Raw genomic sequence first — 21,743 nt, 5'->3', positions numbered from 1 at the left:
TCCGCCTGGTCCGCCTGGTCCGCCTGGTCCGCCTGGTCCGCCTGGTCCGCCTGGCCCGCTTGGTCCGTAACCATAGCCATGAGCACGGCTTCGGCTACCAGTTCGTTGTCCACGTAGGCCTTGCCTTCCATCTTGCAGGCATGCATACGCATTCGGATCATCTCCAGCTCAAAGCGTACCTGGTCCCCGGGTTTGACCAGCTTGCGAAACCGCGCCCGGTCGATTCCCATGAAATACGCCATTTTGCTTTTCGGGTTGTCGATCGTATTGAGCAGCAGCAGGCCGCCCGCCTGCGCCATGGCTTCGACGATCAGGACACCCGGCATAACGGGATGGCCGGGGAAGTGGCCCGCGAAAAAAGGTTCATTGATGGTCACGTTCTTCAATGCGACAACGCGTTTTCCCGGTTCCATGTGGATCACCCGGTCGATGAGCAGAAAAGGATATCGATGGGGGAGGAGGCGCAGGATGTCTTCGATATCCAGAACCGTTTCCGGCGCGGTCGCAGGCGAAGTTTCCGTCTCAGTTGCGGGTTTCTTCTTCGCACAGGCGCCGCGTATTCTGCGTACCAGCTCGACATTGGCGGAATGGGAGGACCGCGCTCCGAATACCTGGGCCCTGAGCGGAGCGCCGAGGAGCGCGAGGTCGCCGATCAGGTCGAGGGCTTTGTGCCGGCACGGCTCGTTGTCGAATCGCAGGGGCTGGGTGCCCACGATCCCGTTCTCTCCGATCACCACCCTGTCCTCCACGCCGAACAGGTCCTTCAATTCGTCCAGCTCTTCCTCGGACAGGTCCATGTCGGCGATGACGACCGCGCTCTCCAGGCTGCCGCCCTTGATCAGCCCTCTTTCGCGCAGCGCCTTGACGTCACTCAGGAAGGTCCATGTCCGCGCGGGCGCGAATTCGGTGACGAATTCGTCTTCCAGCGAGTAGAGCACCGTATGCTGGCTGGCGAGACTGGACTTCTGATAATCGACCATGTAGGTGAGGTGGAAATCGTCTGAGGGCATGACGACGAGTTCCTTCAGCAGGCCGTTTTCCCGTTCCGAGTAAAGCACCGGGTTATCCAGTTCCAGGTATTCCCTGGGAGCGTCCTGCTCGACGATGCCGGCTTCCAGCAGCGCGTTGACGAAGGGAATGGCGCTGCCGTCGCAAATCGGCGGCTCCGCGCCGTCGAGTTCGATACGGAGGTTGTCCACGCCCAGTCCTGCCACGGCGGCCAGGACGTGTTCAACCGTGTGTATCCGGACACCGTCGCGCGCCAGGTTCGTCCCCCTGGTGGTGTCGACCACGTAATCGATATCGGCCGGGATTTCCAGTCTGTCGGGATGGTCAACACGAATAAACCGGATCCCGTCGTTGACGGTACCCGGCTTGAACGTCAGCGTCGCTTCCCCTCCAGTGTGCAGGCCGATTCCCTTCACGGACGCGGAGGATTTTATGGTACGCTGATGTTTGAGCATGTGTACGCCGCTTTCTCCTGGCTGGTGGTTTTTCCGAACGTCAATTCCCGGCTACGCCCGCCTTTTCCGGCTTTGGGCGCCTTCTCCCGGCTATTCCCGGCTTTCAAGATCCTTGATGCGCGCTTCCAGGGTCTGGATCTGCTGCAGCAGGTCGGGCAGCCGCTTGATGGCGGCTTCTATCCGCCGGGCCTGATTGTGCGGACGCGCGGGGTAACCCGATACGGTCGAGCCTGCGGGAATGGACTTGGTCACGCCCGCCTGGCCGCCGATCCTGGATCCGGCGCCGACTTTGATATGGTCCGAGAGTCCGGCCTGGCCGCCGATCACGGATCCCGCTTCGACCACCGTGCTGCCCGCGATGCCCACCTGGGCGCAAATCGTGACATGATCGCCGATGACGACGTTGTGGCCGATCTGGACCAGGTTGTCGATCTTGGCCCCGCGGCCGATGCGGGTCATCCCCATGGTCGCGCGGTCGATCGTCGTATTCGCGCCGATCTCCACCTCGTCATCGATTTCAACGCCGCCAACCTGCGGGATCTTCCGGGCGCCGCCGCTTCCCTGGAAATAGCCGAATCCATCGCTGCCGATTACGGTTCCGCTGTGGATGATCACGCCTTCACCCAGGGATACCTGGTCGTAAAGCGTCGTGTTGGCGAAAATCCACGTGCCGGCGCCGATCCTGCAATGGGCGCCGATCGCCACGCCCGCGCCGATGCGGACATTCCGGCCCACCGACGTGTGCGGTCCGATGGAAACATGAGGTCCGATGTCCGCACTTTCATCCACCTCCGCGGAAGGATGTAACCTGGCCGTCGGATGAACGCCGTCCTCCGCGGGACGATGTCCGGCGAAAAAGGTCGACAACAGGGTCGCGAGGGCCAGTTCGGGCGACGCGACGCGTATGATGGGAAGCGGCGCCCGGTCGATCTCGCGGGAGACGATGACCGCCGTGGCCCCGGTCGACTCCAGCCGCCTGCTCTGCCGGGCGTTGATCAGGACGGAGATCGAACCCTTGCCAGCCTCGTCAAGCGGAGCGACGCTCTCGATGATACAGGATCCGTCACCGATGAGTTCGCCCTCTACCTGCGTCGCTATATCGGCTAGTTTCTGACGCATCGATCGGTTACTTGACTTCCTTTTGCAGTTCCTCCAGGACCTGTCCCGTGAGGTCCTGCGCTCTCAGCGGATCCACGTAAATGAGCGACGCGGCGTCGAAGATATACGTAAAGTTTTCCGCCTTGGCCAGGGTCTGCACCACGTTGAATATGGATTCCTGCAACGGCCTGGTCAGTTCCACTTCCTGTTGCGCGAGCTGCATTTGCTGGGTCTGGGCGAACTGCATCAACTCCTGTTCCTTCTGCAGGATGTTCTGCTCGTCCTGCTGCCGCCTGGCCGCGGTCAGCATGGTCTTCCTGGCTTCGTACTGCTGACTCAGCATTTCGACTTCCTGCTGCCGGTTCCGAACCTGCTCCTGCACTTCCGTCGCTATCTTCTGAAAGGCCTCCTCCGCATCCCTGAACCCCTGGTAGGACTGGCGCAGGCGTTCCATGTCCAGGTAGCCGATCTTCAGTTCCTGTCCCTCCGCCACGGCAGGCAACAGCAAGACCACGGCGAGAACGGCCGCGGTACGAGTCAATTTCCTCGGTGAAACCATTTATATCCTCCTAGCGTACCGGATCGCTCCGGAAACCTCCTCGGGCGTATGAGTCAGAACACCTGCCCGAGCTGAAAGTGCGTATGCCACCCGCTCCGTTTCTTCTGGAGGGCCTGGATGGGGTCCGACGGCTTGTCGAACCCGTAGCCGACGTCGAACCCCAACAGTCCCACCAGGGGCATGATAATCCGGATGCCGAATCCGGCCGACTTCTTCATATTGCCCGGCAGCGGCGATGCTTCGGACAGTTTCGCCCATGCGTTTCCGGCCTCGACGAACGCCACGGCGTAAACAGGCTGCTGAGACCTGAGCTGATCGACGATGGGGATCTGATACTCCAGGGTAAAAATGCTCATCACCCGGCCGCCATCCCGGCTGCTGGTTCCGTCCCCCGACTGGGTATAGGGCCCCACGGAGTTGTTGCCATAGCCCCGGATCATCCCATCGAAACTGACGCCGCCCGGAAAGAAACGCTCGAAAAACGGTACTTCCCGTTCGTTGAAGGGGTTCAATGCCACGGCGTATCTCCCCCTCAGGGAAACCGACGTGCCCTTGAAAAGAGGCACATAGAAATCGGATTCCAGGGTCTGTTTGAGGTACTTCACGTCGCCGCCGACACCGGCGACGTCGCTACGGGACGTCTGGCGCATGCCCCGCGTGGCGAACTGGGGGAAATCGCGGCTGTCCCGTGTCACGGAGAAGGAGACCTGGCTCGTCAGGCCGCTGTTGGATTCCAGGGACTCCCGCTGACGTATGTTTCCGTTAATCGCCGCGATCTGCGCATCGGTGAGGGTGGTGTCTTGCAGCGCCGCCGCGTAGTAGCGCTCACCGAAACTGGAATACTTGAGGTCGAAGAATCTGTAGGCCCCCCTGATCCGCCAGTAGGTGCCGCGGAAACGGCGCCCCAGGGACATCCCGAATCCTTTCTGGATGATATTGAATTCCCGGAACCACTGCCTGTTGGTCCGGAATACGTCGATGCCGGCGCTGGTCGGCGTATCGAAGAGCCAGGGTTCGACGAAACTGGTGGAAATGGAATTGCGGCGGTTGCCGAATTCCCAGTTGAAATTCAGGCTCTGCCCGTTGCCCAGGAAGTTGGGGATGACCATGGAAATGGTACCCACGAGCCCGTCAAGCCCGCTGTAACCGGCGCCGGCGTTCGCCGTGCCCGTCGGTTTCTCCAGTACCGTAAAGGATACATCCACGTCTCCGTTCGGCAGGGGCTGCAGTCCGGGCTGGACATCTTGGAAGAAGTTCAGTTGGAACACGTCCCGCTGGCTTCTCAGGAGCAAAGAGCGGCGAAAGGTCTGCCCCGGCTTGATCAGCAACTCGCGGCGGATGACCTTGTCCTTGGTTTTGGTATTGCCTACGATGTCGATACGATGCACCCTGGCCGGGTCCCCTTCGTCGACCGCGAAGTGCAGATCGATGGTGGAGTCGTTGGCCGCGGACTCCCGGGCGATCGGCGTAGCGTACAGGTAACCCAGTTCGCCGTACGCTTCGTAGATCGTCGACACGCTCTCCTGGTATTCTTCCTCGTTGAACGTCTTTCCCGTGTCGATCTTGATGAGGCGGGACAACTGCTCATCGGTGAACTTCGTGTTTCCCTCGAAAGCTACATCGCCGAGGTAGTACTTTCTGCCCTCCTTGACTTTTACCTTGAGGTACATCCGCTTCCGGTCTTCGCTGAACCACAGCGTATCCTCCACGACCTCCGCGTCCCGGAATCCGTGCTTGCGGTACTCCGCCACGATCTTCTGGAACTGATCCAGCAGGCGGTTCCGTCTCAGGTCCCCCTCTTTCCAGAAATGATCTTCTTCCGTATCGGATTTTTTTCGAAAAGCTTCCTGCAACTGTTTTTCGGAGACGGAGACGTTATCTTCGACGAAGACCTCACCCAGCTTGACCTTCTCGCCCTCGTCGATTTCAATCCGCATGATCGCGTTGTTTCTTTCCACAAGCACGCGTGGTGTCAACGTGGCGAGCAGATACCCTTTCTCGTAGTAGGCCTGGGTGATGTTGTCCAGGACGCCTTTTCTTCGGAAGGGACTCAGCGCCTGGCCCTGGAAGATGCCGGATATGCGCTCGAGTTCGTCGTTCTTTATCTTCTTGTTCCCTTCAAACTCGAGGCGGTCCAGCAGCGGGTATTCCCTGACGTTCACCGTGACGATCAAACCGGCGGCGCCCATGCTGGCATATATGCGAATGTCTTCGAACAGACCCAGGCGATAGAGCTGCTTGATCGTGGTCGCACCGTCCCGGGGATTATAGAGATTTCCCGCTTTCAGGGTGATCATCGACCGGATCAGCGGCTCATCGACATTGGCGTGGCCCTCGATCACCACGTCGGCGATCAGGGGCTGCTGCTGTTGTCCGTAAACTTTGGCGGGACCCAGGGAAGCGGCGAGGAATATCCCGCCCGCAAGGGCCATGGCCAGGAAGGATTTCAGGTACTTGAAAGGCATATCGGACACAGAGATCGCTTTCCCGTCCATGCGGGTACTCAGGTGGCTCGAGGTGGCTTGACGACACGAATGACACGCGGCAAACCGACTGTCGATTTTACGCGCGTTTTTTCGTCGGGTTCCCTAAAGCCGGTCCTGCTTACCGCGGCGCCGGTTCCCGCGAACCCCATGCTCAGGCTTCTGATTCGGAAAGTACGGGCGTTTTGTCGGAATCCGAGGTCTCGGCCTTGTAGAACGTCAGGTTTTCGCCTTTTTTGCCGACCCTGATTTCGTCCCCGTCGTGAAACTTGCCCTTCAGCAGATCTTCCGCAAGCGGATCCTCGAGCATGCGCTGAATGGTCTGGTTCATGAACCGGGCGTTGTAGACCGGATCATAACCTTTTTCGGACAGCAGTTCCCGGGCGCTCTGCGTCAGCGAGATCCTGATTCCGCGCTCGGTCATCCTTTCGTTGATTTCCTTGAGCTGAAGATCAATGATCCGGGAGATATCGGACTGGTCCAGTTGACGGAACACGACCGCCTCGTCGAGCCGGTTCAGGAATTCCGGGTTGAAGAGCCGTTTCACTTCTTCCTTGACCGTCGCCTCCATCTTGGCGTAATCGACCTTGGCGCCTTCCTGCTGGAAGCCGAGTCCGCCGGCCTTGTTGATATCCCGGGTACCCAGATTCGACGTCATGATGATAATGGTGTTCCGGAAGTCCACCCGGCGGCCGTTGCTGTCGGTCAGCGTCCCCTCGTCCAGGATCTGCAGCAGGATGTTGAATACGTCGGGATGCGCCTTCTCCACCTCGTCGAGCAGAATGACCGAATAGGGCTTGCGCCGCACTTTCTCCGACAGGTGCCCTCCTTCGTTGAACCCCACGTAACCCGGGGGCGCGCCGATCAGGCGGGATACGTTGAACTTTTCCATGTACTCGGACATGTCGATGAAGATCAGGGCGTCGTTGTCCTGGAAGAGGAAGGACGCCAGGATCTTGGCCAGCTCCGTCTTGCCCACGCCGGTGGGTCCCAGGAAAAGGAAGGAACCTATGGGCCGGTTGGGATTCTTCAGGCCGGAGCGCGACCGCCGGATGGCCTTGCTCAGCACCTGGATGGCCATGTCCTGTCCGATGACCCGCTTCTTGAGTTCGTCCTCCATCCGCAGCAGGCTTCTGGATTCCTGCTCTTCGAGCCGGAAGATGGGAATGCCCGTCATGCTGGAGATGATCTGCGCCATGTCGTTTTCCGTGACCACCACCACCTCGTCGGTAACCCGCTCGCGCCAGGCCATGAAGGCCTCGTCGTACTCGCGCTGCAGCTCTTCCTGGCGGTCTCTCAGCGCCGCCGCCCGTTCGAACTCCTGCTGCTGGGCGGCTTCCACCTTCTTGTCCTGTATGGCCTGGAGCTGCTCTTCGATATCCCGGATTTCATCGGGGACCGTCATCTTGGACAGCTGCGCCCTGGAGCCGGCCTCGTCGATGATGTCGATGGCCTTGTCCGGGAGGAAACGGTCCTTGATGTACCGGTCGGACTGCTTTACCGCGAACTCGAGGGCGTCGTCCGTGTACTTTACGTGGTGGTACTCTTCGAACCGGCTGCGCAGCCCCTTGAGCATGTCGATGGTTTCCTCGATGCTCGGCTGGTCGACGATCACCTTCTGGAACCGGCGCTCGAGCGCCCCGTCCTTCTCGATGTGCTTGCGGTACTCGTCGAGCGTCGTGGCGCCGATGCATTGCAACTCGCCCCGGGCGAGAGCCGGCTTGAAGATGTTGGAGGCGTCGAGACTGCCCTCGGCGCCGCCCGCTCCGACGATGGAATGGAGTTCGTCGATGAAGATGATCACCTCATCCGACTTGGTGATCTCGGCCATGAGGGATTTCAGCCGGTCCTCGAACTGTCCCCGGTACTTGGTCCCGGCCACGATGGAGGCCATGTCGAGGGTGACCACCCGCTTGTTCTCCAGGATCTGAGGAACGTTGCGCTGCACGATCCGCTGCGCGAGGCCCTCGGCGATGGCGGTCTTGCCCACGCCGGGTTCTCCGATCAACGCCGGGTTGTTCTTCTTGCGCCGGCTCAGGACCTGGGTGACCCGTTCGATTTCCTTGTCGCGGCCGATGACGGGATCCAGCTTGCCGCCGCGCGCCATCTCGGTGAGGTCACGGCCGAAATGATCGAGAAAGGGCGTCCGGCTGCGCTGGGCGTCTTTCTTCGTGACGGAACGGTCGCTCTGGATGTTCTGGATCTCTTCCTTGATCTTTTCAAAGGTCACGTCGTAGGTCGACAGGATCTGGGACGCGATGCCCTGCTTGTCCCGCACCAGCGCGAGCAGCAGGTGTTCGGTACCCACGTACTTCGATTTCATGTTGTTCGCTTCGTGGGCGGCGATTTCCAGGGCCTGCTTCGCCCTCGGCGTGAACGGCACCTGGCCGATGGTCAGCGCACTCGACTGGGATACCGTGGCCTCTTCGATGGATTGCCTGAGGTCTTCGAGATCGATGCCCATGTTGCGCAGCATGGCCGCGGCGGTCCCCTCGCCGTCCCGGATGAAGGCCAGCAGCAGGTGCTCAGTGGCGATATAGTCATGCTGAAGTCTGGCGGCTTCCTCTCGGGCGATGTGCATGACCCGTTTGAACCGTTCCGTGAACTTGTTGTTGTTTCCCTGGGGCATCTTGAGCATCCCTCCCTTCACGATCCGGGTTTCGGAAACCCGGCTGGCATTTCAGTCGTTTCAGTTTTCCATGTGCGCCCGAACCAGCTCCGCGCGCCGCTCGTCCAGTTCCTCGTCGGTCAGGGAACGGCCGGAGTTCATCCGCACATGGGCTGACTGTATCGATATCAGCAGCCGGTTGAACCTCGTGGACTCCATGCCATTCGGAAGTCCCAGGTATGCGCCCATTCTCAACAAGGACAGGGCATCCAGGGCTTCTTTCTCACTCAGCAGGCGGGCATGCTTCAGCAGGCCGTACGACCGGGCTACCCGGTCCTCCGTCTGCCGTCGCGCGCCGCCCATCAGCGCGTCGCAGGCCCGTTCTTCGTAATGCGCCAGCCTCCGGGCTACCCGGTCGAGCCGTTCGACGATTTCCTGCTCGGTATGTCCCAGGGTCCACTGGTTCGACACCTGGTACATGTTTCCCGATCTCCCGGTACCCTCGCCGTACAGTCCGCGCACCGTGAATCCGATCTCCTCCATGGCGCGCGCCACGTGATCCATCTGATCCGCAAGGGTCAGGCCGGGCAGGTGGATCAACACGGACAGGCGCATGCCGGTGCCCGTATTGCTCGGACAGGTCGTTAGATAACCAAACTCGTCCGAGAAGGCAAAATCAAGTGTTTTACTCAGTTCGGTATCGATTTTATCCGCTTCCTGCCACGCGGCGCGCACCTGCAGACCGCCCCTGATGGCCTGAAGCCGCAGGTGGTCTTCCTCGTTCACCATGAGGCTGTAGGTTTCGCCGGGACCGACGAACACGCCGGCGGGACGGGTTCCATCCGCCAGGGCCGGGCTGATCAGGCGCCGTTCGACCAGCACCTTGCGGTCCAGTTCCGACGTGTCCATCAGCGACAGGTACGCGGCCCGCGCCACGTCGCCGCCGGACCGCACCGCCCGGTCCACCTGTTCGATCACGCGGAACCGCTCGTTCTTTATCGTACGGTGAACGAAGGGCAGCGTAGTCAGGTTGCGGGCCAGGCGGGCGCGGCTGCTGATGACCAGTTCCGCGGCTTCTCCCTCGGGGTCGCACCACTGCGGCACCTTGCCCGCCAGGTCGGAATACGGGTTTTCCATGTCGTCATCCATGCATCGCGTGATGCCATTCCGAGCCGCGTTCCAGCTCGTTTATGCGGTCTCGCAATTTCGCGGCCTGTTCGTAGGCTTCCTGTCCGACCGCTTTTTTCAACGCGCGCCTCAGGTCGATCAGCGCACGGCGCGTCTGCTGCCGCGACGGATCCGATTCCGGGATCTTTCCCCGATGGAATTCGTAGCCGTGAATCTGCTTGAAAAGCGGTACCAGCGTATCCTTGAAGACGCGGTAGCATACGGCGCATCCCAGCTGGCCCGATTTGCCGAATTCAGCGGTCGACATGCCGCACTGTGGACAGGTGGTCGATTTCATCCGCGCTCCCGGCCCGCCACCGCGTTCAGCAGGCCGTCTTCCAGCCGGTAGATCCGGTCCGACCGGCGACCTATGTCCTCGTCGTGCGTGACCAGGACAAAAGCCTGGCGGTATCTGCGGGACATGTCCCACATCAGATCCAGCAGGGCCCGCCCGTTCCCGCGGTCCAAGTTTCCGGAGGGCTCGTCCGCGAGAACGACGTGCGGACGGCCTACCAGGGCCCTGGCCACGGCGACGCGCTGCTGCTCCCCGCCGGACAACTCCACGGGCTTGTGGTCGAGGCGCTTCCCCAGTCCGACCTCCCCCAGCAGGCTTTCGGCCCGCTCACGCGCCGAATCCCACGGACTTCTTCCCACCAGCAGGGGCATCATCACGTTCTCGAGAGCCGTAAACTCCGGGAGAAGGTGGTGGGCCTGAAACACGAAGCCCACCGTGCGATTCCTGAATTCCGCCAGCCCGTCTTCCGGAAGTTCGAAGGCGTTCGTTTCGCCGATGAAAACCTGGCCGGAGGTGGGCCGGTCCAGCGTCCCGAGGATATGCAGCAGGGTGCTTTTGCCCGCGCCGGAAGCCCCCTGAATCGCCACGATATCCCCGCGCCGAACGTCGATGTCGATGCCCTTCAGAATGTCGAGACGGCCGGCGCCGGAAAAGAAACTCCGGGTCAGCGCCCTGGCGCTCAGCACTGCGCCGTTCGAGGATGTCCCGTCCGTTTCGGGCGAACAGTCGGCCGCGACCGTTCCTCCGGGCGCCTCCAGTCCATCCCGTGGCGCTTCGCTACTCATGTCGTATCGCTTCGACCGGAACCAGTCCGGCGGCTTTCCTGGCCGGATAGACGGCCGCGAGCAAGCAGATCAGCATGGAACCTGCGGCAACGCTGACGAAATCAAGTATGTCGACCCTTACGGGCAGCGCATCAATCAGATAGATCTCCGGCGGCAGGGAGATGAATTCAAACGTAAACTGCATCCAGCAGAGCACATAACCGATCAGACAGCCGAGCAGGGTGCCGACGATGCCGACCACGGAACCCTGGATGATGAACACCCTGGTTACGCTGGCGCCGGTAGCCCCCATGGACTTCAGAATGCCGATGTCCCTGGTTTTCTCCAGCACGACCATGATCAGGGTGCTGGCGATATTGAACGCGGCCACCAGGATGATCAGGTTGAGTATGGCGAAAGAACCCCATTTCTCGAGGGTCATCCACCGGAACAACCCCTTGTGCCGCTGCATCCAGTCTACCGTAAAATACGCTACAGACGAGGTTGACGCAACAGATGAATCGGCCGTCTCCTCCGTGTACCGGTTGAGATCCGCTTCGATCACGTCGGCAATGCGCCGTGCCTCGTCCCGGTCGGAAACTCTCACGGCGATTCCGTTGATATCGTCGCCGAGCCGGAACAGCTTCTGGGCCTCGTCCAGGGAAACGTACACGGAGGATGCGTCGTACTCGTAGAAGCCGGTTTCCGAAAGGCCGGTGACACGGTAGGGCCGGATGTAGGGAGTGAGTGCCGAGGTCAGGGAGAAACTCTGTATATTGCCCAGGGCCACCTTTTCACCGACGATGACCCCCAGCTGATCGGCGAGTCCCCGGCCCAGGACGATACCGGGCAGCGGCCTTCCCTCCGGGTTGCCCGGATCGGGCGCGGCCGTCAGATCCAGGGACCCGAAGGCGATGTTCTCCTTGAGGTTCGTGACCAGGCGGCCCGATTCGACGTCCAGTCCGAGCACGATTACGCCTGCCGCCGCGCTGCGCGTGGCGGGAACCGGCGTGCAAACGGCCTTCTCCTGCACGTAGGGTGCGGCCGAGACCACCTCGTCCACCGACAGGATGATGTCAAGCAGCGGATCGTATCCGGAAATGGAACCATCGCCAAGCAGCGAGTACACGTTGATATGCGCCCGTTCCCCGATGATGCGTTCCCGTACTTCGCTCTCGAAGCCGTTGAACAGGGAGAGGACGATGACCAGCGCGGCCACGCCCACGAGCACGCCGCCGACGGATATATAGGTGATAATGGAGACGAAGCGGGTCTGCCGCTTGGAGCGTAGATACCGCAGGGCGATGAACCACTCGTATGACCAGCGTTTACGTAGCGCCATCAGATGATTCCCTGCGCAGATGGGGAAAGAGGAGTACGTCCTTGATGTTCGCGGAGTCCGTGATCAGCATGGCCAGCCGGTCGATTCCGATACCGCAGCCCCCGGTGGGCGGCATGCCGTATTCCATCGCCCGGAGGTAGTCGTGATCCATGGCGTGAGCTTCCCCGTCGCCCTTGCGTTGCATTTCCGCCTGCTCTTCGAACCGGCGGCGCTGGTCCACCGGGTCGTTCAACTCGGAGAACGCGTTGGCGAATTCGCTCCCGCAGATGAACAGCTCGAATCGTTCGGTGAGATCGGGGTTTTCCCGGTGTCGCTTGGCCAGGGGGGATATCTCCACGGGATAATCTGTGATAAAGGTGGGATTCACCAGGCGGTCCTGTACGAAGCGCTCGAAGAGCTCGTCGATCATCTTGCCCCTGCCCAGTTCGGCGTTTACATCGAGGCCCCGATCCCCGCATACTGCCGCGAGCTCCGCTGTCGCCAGGCCGGAAACGTCGACCTCTGCGTGCTCCCGTATGGCGTCGAGCATGGAAAGCCGCGGCCAGGGCGGGGTCATGTCGATGGGCTGGTCCTGGTACGTGTGGTTCAGCGTGCCGTTGACTTCCTGGAAGACACGGACGAAGAGCCGCTCCACCAGGTCCATGATATACCGGTAGTCCACGTAGGCGATGTAGAACTCCAGCATGGTGAATTCTGGGTTGTGGGTACGGTCGATCCCTTCGTTGCGGAAGTCGTGCCCTATTTCGTATACGCGCTCCATGCTGCCGACGATGAGCCGCTTGAGATAGAGCTCATCGGCTATACGCATGTAAAGCGGCATGTCCAGGGCCTGGTGGTGCGTTTTGAAGGGCCGTGCCAGCGCGCCTCCGTACAGGGGCTGGAGGATCGGCGTTTCGACCTCGACGAATCCCTCGTCGTCCATGAACCGCTGGATGGACCGGATGAGCCGCGAGCGCTTGAGGAATACCTCCTTGACGCCGGGGTTGATGATCAGGTCCACGTAGCGCTGCCGGTACCGTGTTTCGACATCCCGCAGGCCGTGCCACTTTTCGGGCAGGGCGCGGAGGGACTTGGACAGCAGTTTCAGTTCATCCGCCATGACGGTGATCTCACCGGTACGGGTCCTGAAGACTGCGCCCTTTACCCCCAGGAAATCGCCCACCTCGATCAACTGGTCATAGATTTCGTATTCGCCGGAGCCTACCCGGTCGAGACGGACGTAGACCTGGATCCGGCCGGTTCGGTCGAGCAGGTGGGCAAAGCCGGACTTGCCATGCCCCCGCTTGGATACAATCCGGCCCGCCACCGTGACTGGCCCGGCGGATTCGATCAGGTCTTCCGCCTGTTCGAGTATGGTCTGGGCGGGATGGGAAACGTCGTAGCGGACGGGGTAGGGATCGATGCCGCGCGTGCGGATCTCGTCGAGTTTCTCGTGCCTTTGCCGGTTGAAATCGTTCGGGCTGTGGGTGGTGGTGGATTATTGACGGGGCGTGCGAGTGAACGGTGCGAAGTGCCGTCGGCATAACAGGTTAGACGGGTACCGGAATATAGGTGCGACGGGTCTTCGTGTCAACTAAAAAGGACTTCGCCAGGGGCAGCGGGGAAGGGCGCGCACCGGGAGGACTAGGTGCTTTCGACGGAATCGTCGCGTCGGAGATAGTCCTCGATGAACGTGTCGATTCCGCCGTTCATCACGGACTGTATGTTTCCGACTTCCGTACCGGTACGGTGGTCCTTGACCATGGTGTAGGGATGGAATACGTAGGACCGGATCTGGCTGCCCCAGGCGATCTCCTTCTTATCTCCTTCGAGGCGTTCCCTTTTCTCTCGGATCGCCTCCTGGCGCTGCTGGTAGAGGCGGGACATCAGCACCTTCATGGCGCTTTCCCGGTTGCGGTGCTGGGAGCGCTCCGACTGGCACTGGACGACAATGCCGGAGGGCTTGTGGGTGATGCGCACGGCCGACGAGGTCTTGTTCACGTGCTGGCCGCCGGCGCCGCTGGCCCGGTAGACGTCGATCTCGAGGTCCGACTCGTTGAGATCGATATCGCCCGGATCGTCGATTTCAGGCAGCACAGAAACCGAGGCGAAAGAGGTGTGCCGCCGGTGATTCGAGTCGAAGGGCGAGATGCGGACGAGGCGGTGGACACCGGCTTCCGCCTTGAGGTAGCCGTACGCGTATTCGCCGGTTACCTCGATGGATACACTCTTGATGCCGGCTTCGTCGCCTGGCTGCAGATCCAGGGTATCGAAGGCGTAATCCCGGGATTCCATCCAGCGGAGGTACATGCGCATGAGCATTTCGGCCCAGTCCTGCGACTCCGTGCCGCCCGCTCCGGGATGTATGGAAACGATGGCGTTCTTCGTATCGTCGGGGGCGGACAGCATGCTCTGCAGCATCGCCGCTTCCAGGAGGCTCCGCAGCGACCGCACGCCGTCTTCTATCTCGTCGAAGGCGTCCCGGTCATCCTCCTCGGCGGCCATTTCAAAGAGCGTCTCCAGGTCTTCGGCCTGGCTGTCCATTTCGTTCCACTGATCGATGACCTTCTTGTGGTCGCTGATCTGCCTGCTGACGGCCTGGGCCTGCGCCTGGTTGTTCCAGAAGTCCGGCTCCCCCATGACGACTTCGAGGCGAACCGTCTCTTCCTGCCTGTTTTCTATGTCAAAGGCCCCTCCAGAGATAGGCCAGTTGACTTCGGCATGCTTCCAGCGCATTCTTGATTTCGGATGGTTCCATCATTTCCGCATATACTCCTTGCTGCATCTTCCTGTCTTGGTAAATCAGGTTCGCGCGGCCGGATCAATCCCGGTCCGGCCGGAGCCCGAACAACGTCCGGCACCGCTCGACTACAACATAAACAATCAATCCCCCGGATGCACTCAGAACCGTCTGAAGGCTTCTTCCAGCAGTTCCTGGTCGCGGATGGAATCCGCCCCGGAGGAACGCACCGTCGCGCCGGACTGTATACACGTGACGAAGTGGACGTTCGCCCTGCGAAACGCCCAGTCCCTCGGCGCCTGCGGCTGGACGTGCTGCTGTATGGCGCCCGCCCTGTAGACGGAGACCCTGGCCGGCACGTTCTTGAGCAGCGGGGGCGGTGTATGGATCTCTATCCATCCATCCTCGAAATACACCTTCACACCCTCGTCCCAGAAATCAGCCGTCACTTTTCCCAGTTCCAGCACCGCTTCATAGCCGTCCATGGTGAAGACCATCAACCGGGTCGGGCCGTCGAGAGACGCGAATCTCAGTGCCCGGACGTCGCCCAGCAGGTAGCGCATCAGATTGATGTTGTGGCAATACAGGTTGTTTATGCTGTAAATCTCCCCGATTCGTTCCTCCTCCAGCCACGCCGGCGGCCGGGGTTCGATTTCCGGGTAGGGCTCGTCCGTTTGAATCGGCGTCCCGGCGTTGCAGACCCAGTTTCCCGCGAAGCAGTGACCCCTCGCGTGGGTAATCGTCCCGAGTTCGCCGGACGACTTCAGATCGTCGATGATCGAGCGGGCCAATTCTACGCCGGTATCGAACCGTTTCATGTACCCGACCATCAGTTGGCGTTCGTTGCGACCCGCGGCCTCGACCATGCGGCGCGCGTCGGACAGGTTGGTGGCCATGGGTTTCTCGAGATAGACGTGCTTGCCCGCGTTCAACGCGTCGATGGAAACAGGCGCGTGGGCGTCATCCGAAGTGATCTGCACGATGGCGTCTATCGAAGCGTCCGCGCAGAGCTTCTCGTGCGATCCGCAGACCTCGGGGATACCGAACCGGTCCGCCACCAGGCGCGCCAGCCTGGGTCTTCGGTCGGCCAGGGCGACCACCTCGCACCCGGCCATCTCCGTGAGATTCGGCAGGTGGACCAGTTGTCCCATAAATCCCGCGCCGACGAAGCCTATCCTGATCCTTTCATCGCCCGAAGATCCCAAGGCTTCTCCCATTGCCGGTGCGATTCCGGTCCACTGTCCCGCCGTTATCGAACTCTGCGGCGCGCACATATTGCCCGCCGCGCCGCGCTGCCGGCGGTCCGCCGGCCCGGCGTTTCGCCACGCCTGTCCTGCGTTCCGCTGTCTCGCCGTTCCGCCGGGCCTCCGCTAAATTAACCCCTTGCCGGCAAGACTGGTAAAGGACTTTCGGCCTATGATGATATGATCCAGCACCTTGATATCGATCATCTGGCCCGCGTCGACGAGCTGCGCGGTAATCTTGAGGTCGTCCTGGCTCGGTGTGGGATCGCCGCTGGGGTGGTTGTGCACGAAGATCACTGAGGCGGCGGAATCGAGAATGGCGGGTTTGAACACTTCCCGGGGGTGGACGATGCTCGCGGTAAGACTGCCCACCGATACGGTCACGCCGCGGATCAGGCAGTTGCGCGCGTCGAGCATCAGGACCATGAAGACCTCCTTGCGCAGGTCCCGGAGTCTCGGCATGAAGTAGCGCGCCACGTCGGTGCTCGAAACGAAGGACTTCTGTTCCATGTCCTGCGCTTCGAGCCGGCGGCCGATTTCGATGGCGGAGGCGATCTGGGCCGCCTTGACAGGTCCCACGCCCGACACCTGGCACAACTCGCTCATCTCCCGGGTGGCGAGGTGGCGCAGTCCGCCGAAATGCTGCAGCAGGTCCCGGGAAATGTCAATGACGTCCTTCCCCCCGGAACCGTTCCCGGTACGCAGCAACAGCGCGATCAGCTCCGTGTCCGAAAGGGTATGGATTCCGTATCTAAGCAGCCGTTCTCTGGGTTTTTCGTCCTCGGGCCAGTCCTTGATCGGGGTCATTCCTTGTAAATCGGTCATCGTAAGTTCCCTCTTTCCTGGTTGGCGAACTATGGCATGTTGACCGATTTAGTCGAAATCCCGTCGAGGAATCTCGTATGCTATCCATCCTCCTGACCCCTGCGCTCCGGTGCGCCGGAATCCGTCTCCGGCGAGTCACCCGAGATCGCTGGTCTCAAGGCGTCCACGAAGGGCTTGAAAAGGTCGATGGGGACGGGGAACAGCGTGGTGGAGTTGTTCTCCGCCGCCACGACCGACAGGGTCTGGAGGTAACGCAGTTGCACGGCCACCGGATGGGTGCCCATGACGTGGGCGGCCTCGGAGAGTTTCTCGGCGGCCTGCTGCTCGCCCAGGGCGTTGATCACCTTGGCCCGGCGTTCCCGCTCCGCTTCCGCCTGCTTGGCCATGGCCCGCTGCATCTCGATGGGCAGGTCGACGTTCTTGATGACGACCATGGACACCTTGATGCCCCACGGTTCGGTCTGCTGGTCCAGCAGGAGTTGCAGGTCCTCGTTGATCTTGTCCCGGTTGGAAAGCAGGTCGTCCAGTTCCACCTGACCGAGTACGCTCCGCAGCGAGGTCTGGGCCAGCTGATGGGTCGCCAGCAGAAAATCCTCTACCTCGGTGATCGCCTTCTCCGGGTCCAGGACCCGGAAGTAGATCACCGCGTTCACCTTGATGGACACGTTGTCCCGCGTGATCACGTCCTGGGCCGGCACGTCCTTGGTCACGGTGCGCAGGCTCACCTTCTCCATCTTGTCGATGCCGGGGATCAGGATCACGATGCCCGGTCCGTTCTTGCCGATCAGGGCCTTGGAAAGGCGGCCCAGCCGGAAGACCACGCCCCGCTCGTACTCGCGGAGGATCTTGACCGCGTTCGTGAAGAGGATGATGAGGAACAGCACGAGTACGATCGTCGATAGCGAAAATCCGTCAAACCACATGGGCGTCCTCCCCTTGTTTCGTTGCGTCCGTACCTGAATCCAGGCTTTCTACCTTCAGTCGCAGCCCATCGAGCCTGACGACCCGGACCGGGGTGCCGGGTTCGATGGGCGTGTCGCTTGTCGCGGACCAGTACTCGCCGTGAACGAAGACGTTTCCGGTCCGGGAATCCACGGCCGTGCGCGCGTGGCCCGTCTCTCCGATCAGTCCCTGGTCGCCCGTGGTCGTGCGCCGCTTCTGGGCCTTCAGCGCGTAGCCCACGGCGAACAGCGTGAATGCCGCGGTTGCGATCACGGCCGGAATGATGGCATACAGGGAAATGCGAAGATAAGGATCGGGCGAGTCAATGAGCATCATCGAACCGATCGTGAAGGAAATGGCCCCGCCGAGGGTCAGGAGCCCGCCGCTGGCCACGAACAGTTCCGTGACGAACAGTCCCAGTCCGAGCAGGAGGAGCAGGAGTCCTGCGTAGTTGATGGGCAGCGTCTGCAGGGCGAAGAGTCCGATGACGATGCACATGCCGCCCACGACGCCGGGAAAAATGGCCCCGGGGTTGATGAACTCGTAGATGAGCCCGTAGAACCCGAGCATCATCAGGAGATAGGCGATGTTGGGATTGGAGAGGACGTTCAGCACCCGGTGATGCCAGCTCATTTCCTTTATCTGGACCTCGGCATCCTTCGTGCGCAATACCCGGCTGCCTTCGCGGACTTCGACGACAGTGCCGTCGATCCGAACGAGCAGGGAGTCCAGCGTGGCGACATTCAGGTCCACGACGTTCTGCTCCACGGCTTCCCGGTCGGTCAGGGCCTCGGCCTTCCGGACCGCCTGTTCCGCCCAGTCCGCGTTACGGCCGTGCTTCTCGGCGATGGAACGGATATAGCTCACGGAGAAGTTCTCGATCTTCTCCTGCATGGTCGAGTCCGCCACCGCGCCCCCGATACCGACCGGGCTGGCCGCTCCGATGCTCGTGCCCGGCGCCATGGCGGCGACGTGGGCGCTCATGGTGATGAACACGCCCGCGGAGCCGGCGCCCGCGCCGCTGGGCGCCACGTAGACCACGACGGGCACGTTGGACGCGAGCATGTCCTTGATGATCAACTGGGTGGATTCGAGGAGACCGCCGGGCGTGTCGAGCATGATCACCAGGCATTCAGAGCGGTCGTTTTCGGCCCGCTCGATCGCCGCCGACACATGCTGGACGCTGACCGGACCGATGGGGCCGGTCAGCCTGATGACATCGACCCGGGCGGCGCAGGCGTCCCCGGCCTGCGACCACACAAGCGCGGAGGTCAGCCAGATGTAACAGAGGATTCGTAACGGGTTCATCCTGATTCTACCTGGTTGGTCCGTGACCGGTAACGGACGCGGTCATGGTCGATGATTCGGGTTGAGCAGGTGAACGAGTTGTACGGCCTGGAACAGCGCCGCCGGTTCAATCTGGGGCCTGAGCGACCGCCGCCGGGGGAACAGCGTGGTTTCCCCCATCATGGGCGGCGCCACCACGACCTCGACCTGACCCGGGTTTATGCGTATGTTCCGCCTGGGACACTTGGGCCAGATGGAATGAATGCCCCTGAATGCCATAGGAATGAGTACGACGTCGGGCGGAATCTTGCTGAAAAGACCGTGCTGCAGGGGTATGGACTGGATGTCGAATGCCGCCGTGGTGCCCGCGGCGTAAATGATGCCCGGGCGTTTCTCCAGCAGTTCGGCGAATCGCCGGGTCGCGTTGTTGGTATCTCCCGCGCGGGGCAGGACCACGTAACCGTCGACTTCCTCGAGCAGGCGGTCGAACTCCGCGGCATTCACGCCGAACAACGTCGTGCTCCATGAACCCAGGCGCAGCGTCACGTACTCCGTCAGTCCCGACCGGGACAGGATGGTGCAGGGACGGGAGTCCTCCCAGCCCAGGGCATCCAGCAGGACGCGGGACTGAAGCACCTTGTACATGACGGGGTGGTCGAATACGCTCTGGTGGGTGGGAAAGAACAGAACCTTGTAGCGGCCCTCGTGCAGCTTGAGCACGCGGGCGAGTTCGCCGACCATCGGGTCAACGTGCACCTTGACCGTAATGCCGAAGATCTTCAGCGTCCTTTCGGACCAGGTGAGGCTGTTGTGCCATGCGGCTTCGAGCTGCTCCTGCTCGTCCAGGCCCTCTTCCTCGATCTCGAGTTTGTTCCGGACGTACCGCCAGGAGGCCCCGATCCACCGGGTGAGCCTGGTGGCGCGCTTGACGGGAGAATAACGGGCGTTGCGCCCCACGTGCGGATACTCCAGGAAATTGCCCGTGGCGGACCGGTCCAGCAGGGGCGGCACCACCATGGGCTCCAGCATGGAGGCGAGTTCGTCGGGAATCTTCGCCGCGTCCTCATTGTCCTTCATGTGCTGGTTGATCCGGTAGATGACCAGGTTGCACTTTTCCATCAGCGAGTTGGTCTGGTCGATCATGTCCCGCGTAAGGCTCGTATAGTGATGGCCGTACCAGTACCCGGTCGGCTTGAGTTGCGCGGGGTTCTCCTGGTGCGCCTGGAAGAACTCCACCATCATGGCCTGGCCGAGCAGGATATCCTCCTGTATGCCGTCGATCTTGCGCTGAATGTATTTGCTCGGGACGTGCCGGCGGCAGAACTCGGCCAGCAGCTCGGCGTCGCTGATGATCTTCCACACCGCGCAGCCGAACCACGCGAAGTTGGTATAGGTATTGTAGCGAACGGCGAGCAGCTCACCGGCGGCCAGGTATTCGAGCGTCTTCTGCGCGGTGTTCTGGAAAATGTCCCTGAGCGTCGAACGGGTTTCCTTTCCATCGAGCGAGCATTCGTACTCGGCCTGCCAGATGGGGTCGTCCTCCGGCACGATGTCCTTGAGCTTCTCGGCGACGGGCTGGGCGTGAGACAGGGGAACGCGGGAAAGCCTGGCCCCGGCCAGGGCCGCCTCGCCCTCGTCCGGCGTGAACACGTTGCTCGCCCGGAGGGCCTCGACATAGATGGTCTGGTAGAGTTCGAGGAACTGGGCGTTCGCGTCCTGCTCGTTCCGCAGGAACTGCTCTCTCACGCGGGCGTATAGCTGGACCGACTGGTAATAATCGGGGGCGACCCGCCGGAACTGGTCGTAGGCCTCGCCCATCCGCTGGTCGCGAAGGAGGGGAACCCCTTCGTATATCGCGCCGATCAGCTTCGCGCGGTAACCGAGTCCCTCCAGCCCGATCGTTCCGCCGGGCGTCCGCGAAGGCGGCCACTTCAGCAGATCCGGATCGACGCCTTCGAAATAACCCTCGCTGTTCGCCAGGTCCAGCACGCCCTGCGCGGCCTGGTCGTAGACCGTGAGCAGGACGTCCACGTTCCTGATCAGTGTCTGGTGATCGAACCAGATCGAAGCGGCATCGATTTTCTCGGCCGATGTGCTCATGTTTCGTTTCCGTAAGGGTCTTGCCCAAACGCGTGCCGGCGGTCCGCCGGAATCATTCCGTCATTCCTGCGCGCCATCCAGTGGATAGAGTTTCCTTCCAAGCCGGTGGAAGGTCAATGTGGCCATGTCATGCACGCCGGGCTCCGTCACCACGTGAATGGCGCCTGCCCAGGGTTCGAATCCGGCCCGGAAATGGGCGGAGGACTTGACCCCGATGTAGCGCATTTCCCGGGGATCCAGACCGAGAGATTCGGAAAAGGCCGTGTCGAAGGGCTGCTCGCGCTCGTTCACGAGGATGACATGAACCCCCTCCTGCCGGATGTGGGCGGAGGGTCCCATCGTACCCTCAAGACCCGCGAGCATGGGGCCGTGGTACCGGAACCTGCCGTCAGAAAGGGCCAGTACTTCCGCCGTCATGGTCACCGGTTCGCCCTGTAGCGGCGTGGATTTCCCCCCGACGTCCAGCGTGATCGTGGCGCCCACCCCGGCGTCCATGCACTGGTCCACCGCCTCCGGATCGACGATATAGAGGACGCAGGCGTCCTCGAGCCCCGCTTCGATGAAGGTCCGCAGCATGGCGGTGCCGTCGCCCGGCGATCCGCCGCCCGTGTTGTCGTTTCGGTCCGCCAGCACGGCCGGGAACAAGGCCTCCTCGTGGACCCGGTCCAGCGCTTCCTTCGTCGACGGCATGTGGAAGTGCCAGTCGGCGCGCCGGTCGTACAGGTATTCTCCCAGCTCGTCGGCGTAACGCTGGGCCATCTCCTGGTCGTCGTCCGTCACGATGTACACCGACGCGCCCATGTGGGGTATGTCTGCGAGCGGGAAGCAGGTGGCGATCGATCCGCAG

The 21,743-nt window shown here is 61.6% G+C and carries 17 protein-coding genes; all 17 read right to left on the bottom strand.

Annotated features, from left to right (window positions below; translation table 11 throughout):
- Nucleotides 1–1,463, bottom strand: a 1,463-nt coding sequence (locus OXG98_06840) for a bifunctional UDP-3-O-[3-hydroxymyristoyl] N-acetylglucosamine deacetylase/3-hydroxyacyl-ACP dehydratase (GenBank protein ID MCY3771719.1), incomplete at its 3' end; no start/stop codon positions are given.
- Between the two features lie 90 nt (nt 1,464–1,553).
- Nucleotides 1,554–2,582: a UDP-3-O-(3-hydroxymyristoyl)glucosamine N-acyltransferase gene (gene lpxD / locus OXG98_06835; protein MCY3771718.1), complete on the bottom strand. Its 1,029-nt coding sequence runs from the start codon at nt 2,580–2,582 to the stop codon at nt 1,554–1,556.
- Nucleotides 2,583–2,589: 7 nt separating this feature from the next.
- Complete coding sequence (locus OXG98_06830) at nt 2,590–3,102, bottom strand: OmpH family outer membrane protein (GenBank protein MCY3771717.1); 513 nt, start codon at nt 3,100–3,102, stop codon at nt 2,590–2,592.
- Between the two features lie 71 nt (nt 3,103–3,173).
- The gene (gene bamA, locus OXG98_06825; GenBank protein MCY3771716.1) at nt 3,174–5,585 is read right to left on the bottom strand and encodes an outer membrane protein assembly factor BamA; all 2,412 of its coding nucleotides are present in this window, start codon (nt 5,583–5,585) and stop codon (nt 3,174–3,176) included.
- A gap of 172 nt (nt 5,586–5,757) precedes the next feature.
- Nucleotides 5,758–8,232: an ATP-dependent Clp protease ATP-binding subunit gene (locus tag OXG98_06820; protein MCY3771715.1), complete on the bottom strand. Its 2,475-nt coding sequence runs from the start codon at nt 8,230–8,232 to the stop codon at nt 5,758–5,760.
- A gap of 60 nt (nt 8,233–8,292) precedes the next feature.
- The gene (locus tag OXG98_06815) at nt 8,293–9,348 is read right to left on the bottom strand and encodes a protein arginine kinase (GenBank protein MCY3771714.1); all 1,056 of its coding nucleotides are present in this window, start codon (nt 9,346–9,348) and stop codon (nt 8,293–8,295) included.
- Between the two features lie 4 nt (nt 9,349–9,352).
- Nucleotides 9,353–9,676 carry a UvrB/UvrC motif-containing protein gene (locus tag OXG98_06810; GenBank protein MCY3771713.1) on the bottom strand — a complete coding sequence of 108 codons (324 nt, stop codon included), beginning with the start codon at nt 9,674–9,676 and terminating at the stop codon, nt 9,353–9,355.
- Complete coding sequence (locus tag OXG98_06805) at nt 9,673–10,458, bottom strand: ABC transporter ATP-binding protein (protein MCY3771712.1); 786 nt, start codon at nt 10,456–10,458, stop codon at nt 9,673–9,675. Before OXG98_06805 ends, OXG98_06810 begins: the two co-directional genes overlap by 4 nt.
- Nucleotides 10,451–11,779, bottom strand: coding sequence for an ABC transporter permease (locus OXG98_06800; protein ID MCY3771711.1), 1,329 nt, complete (start codon nt 11,777–11,779; stop codon nt 10,451–10,453). Before OXG98_06800 ends, OXG98_06805 begins: the two co-directional genes overlap by 8 nt.
- Nucleotides 11,766–13,196 (bottom strand): lysine--tRNA ligase, encoded by a 1,431-nt coding sequence (gene lysS, locus OXG98_06795; GenBank protein ID MCY3771710.1) that lies wholly within the window; start codon nt 13,194–13,196, stop codon nt 11,766–11,768. Before lysS ends, OXG98_06800 begins: the two co-directional genes overlap by 14 nt.
- A 206-nt stretch (nt 13,197–13,402) precedes the next feature.
- Nucleotides 13,403–14,519, bottom strand: a protein-coding gene (gene prfB / locus OXG98_06790; GenBank protein MCY3771709.1) for a peptide chain release factor 2 whose coding sequence is annotated in 2 segments (ribosomal slippage) — nt 13,403–14,455 and nt 14,457–14,519 — 1,116 coding nt in all. Because the reading frame shifts where the segments join, the coding sequence is not laid out codon by codon here.
- 140 nt (nt 14,520–14,659) lie between these two features.
- Entirely contained in the window at nt 14,660–15,715 is a 1,056-nt protein-coding gene (locus OXG98_06785) for a Gfo/Idh/MocA family oxidoreductase (GenBank protein ID MCY3771708.1), read from the bottom strand.
- Nucleotides 15,716–15,868: 153 nt separating this feature from the next.
- Nucleotides 15,869–16,567, bottom strand: a complete 699-nt coding sequence (radC, locus tag OXG98_06780) for a DNA repair protein RadC (GenBank protein ID MCY3771707.1) — start codon at nt 16,565–16,567, stop codon at nt 15,869–15,871.
- A gap of 80 nt (nt 16,568–16,647) precedes the next feature.
- Nucleotides 16,648–17,490 carry a slipin family protein gene (locus OXG98_06775; GenBank protein ID MCY3771706.1) on the bottom strand — a complete coding sequence of 281 codons (843 nt, stop codon included), beginning with the start codon at nt 17,488–17,490 and terminating at the stop codon, nt 16,648–16,650.
- Nucleotides 17,480–18,817: a nodulation protein NfeD gene (locus tag OXG98_06770; GenBank protein ID MCY3771705.1), complete on the bottom strand. Its 1,338-nt coding sequence runs from the start codon at nt 18,815–18,817 to the stop codon at nt 17,480–17,482. Before OXG98_06770 ends, OXG98_06775 begins: the two co-directional genes overlap by 11 nt.
- A gap of 42 nt (nt 18,818–18,859) precedes the next feature.
- The gene (locus OXG98_06765; protein ID MCY3771704.1) at nt 18,860–20,896 is read right to left on the bottom strand and encodes a hypothetical protein; all 2,037 of its coding nucleotides are present in this window, start codon (nt 20,894–20,896) and stop codon (nt 18,860–18,862) included.
- A 60-nt stretch (nt 20,897–20,956) separates the two neighbouring features.
- The coding region (locus tag OXG98_06760; GenBank protein ID MCY3771703.1) for an MlrC C-terminal domain-containing protein at nt 20,957–21,743 on the bottom strand (787 nt) is incomplete at its 5' end.

The sequence above is a fragment of the Gemmatimonadota bacterium genome (assembly GCA_026706345.1).
Classification (GTDB): domain Bacteria; phylum JAAXHH01; class JAAXHH01; order JAAXHH01; family JAAXHH01; genus JAAXHH01.
This window is presented reverse-complemented; position numbering and strand designations above follow the sequence as displayed.

What these genes read in the sequence shown, in the direction of transcription:
- bamA (MCY3771716.1), bottom strand. Translation starts at nt 5,585, where the DNA reads ATGCCTTTCAAGTACCTGAAATCCTTCCTGGCCATGGCCCTTGCGGGC.
- OXG98_06770 (MCY3771705.1), bottom strand. Translation starts at nt 18,817, where the DNA reads ATGAACCCGTTACGAATCCTCTGTTACATCTGGCTGACCTCCGCGCTT.
- OXG98_06765 (MCY3771704.1), bottom strand. Translation starts at nt 20,896, where the DNA reads ATGAGCACATCGGCCGAGAAAATCGATGCCGCTTCGATCTGGTTCGAT.
- OXG98_06775 (MCY3771706.1), bottom strand. Translation starts at nt 17,490, where the DNA reads ATGTGGTTTGACGGATTTTCGCTATCGACGATCGTACTCGTGCTGTTC.
- OXG98_06785 (MCY3771708.1), bottom strand. Translation starts at nt 15,715, where the DNA reads ATGGGAGAAGCCTTGGGATCTTCGGGCGATGAAAGGATCAGGATAGGC.
- OXG98_06815 (MCY3771714.1), bottom strand. Translation starts at nt 9,348, where the DNA reads ATGGAAAACCCGTATTCCGACCTGGCGGGCAAGGTGCCGCAGTGGTGC.
- radC (MCY3771707.1), bottom strand. Translation starts at nt 16,567, where the DNA reads ATGACCGATTTACAAGGAATGACCCCGATCAAGGACTGGCCCGAGGAC.
- lpxD (MCY3771718.1), bottom strand. Translation starts at nt 2,582, where the DNA reads ATGCGTCAGAAACTAGCCGATATAGCGACGCAGGTAGAGGGCGAACTC.
- OXG98_06820 (MCY3771715.1), bottom strand. Translation starts at nt 8,232, where the DNA reads ATGCCCCAGGGAAACAACAACAAGTTCACGGAACGGTTCAAACGGGTC.
- OXG98_06810 (MCY3771713.1), bottom strand. Translation starts at nt 9,676, where the DNA reads ATGAAATCGACCACCTGTCCACAGTGCGGCATGTCGACCGCTGAATTC.
- OXG98_06800 (MCY3771711.1), bottom strand. Translation starts at nt 11,779, where the DNA reads ATGGCGCTACGTAAACGCTGGTCATACGAGTGGTTCATCGCCCTGCGG.
- OXG98_06805 (MCY3771712.1), bottom strand. Translation starts at nt 10,458, where the DNA reads ATGAGTAGCGAAGCGCCACGGGATGGACTGGAGGCGCCCGGAGGAACG.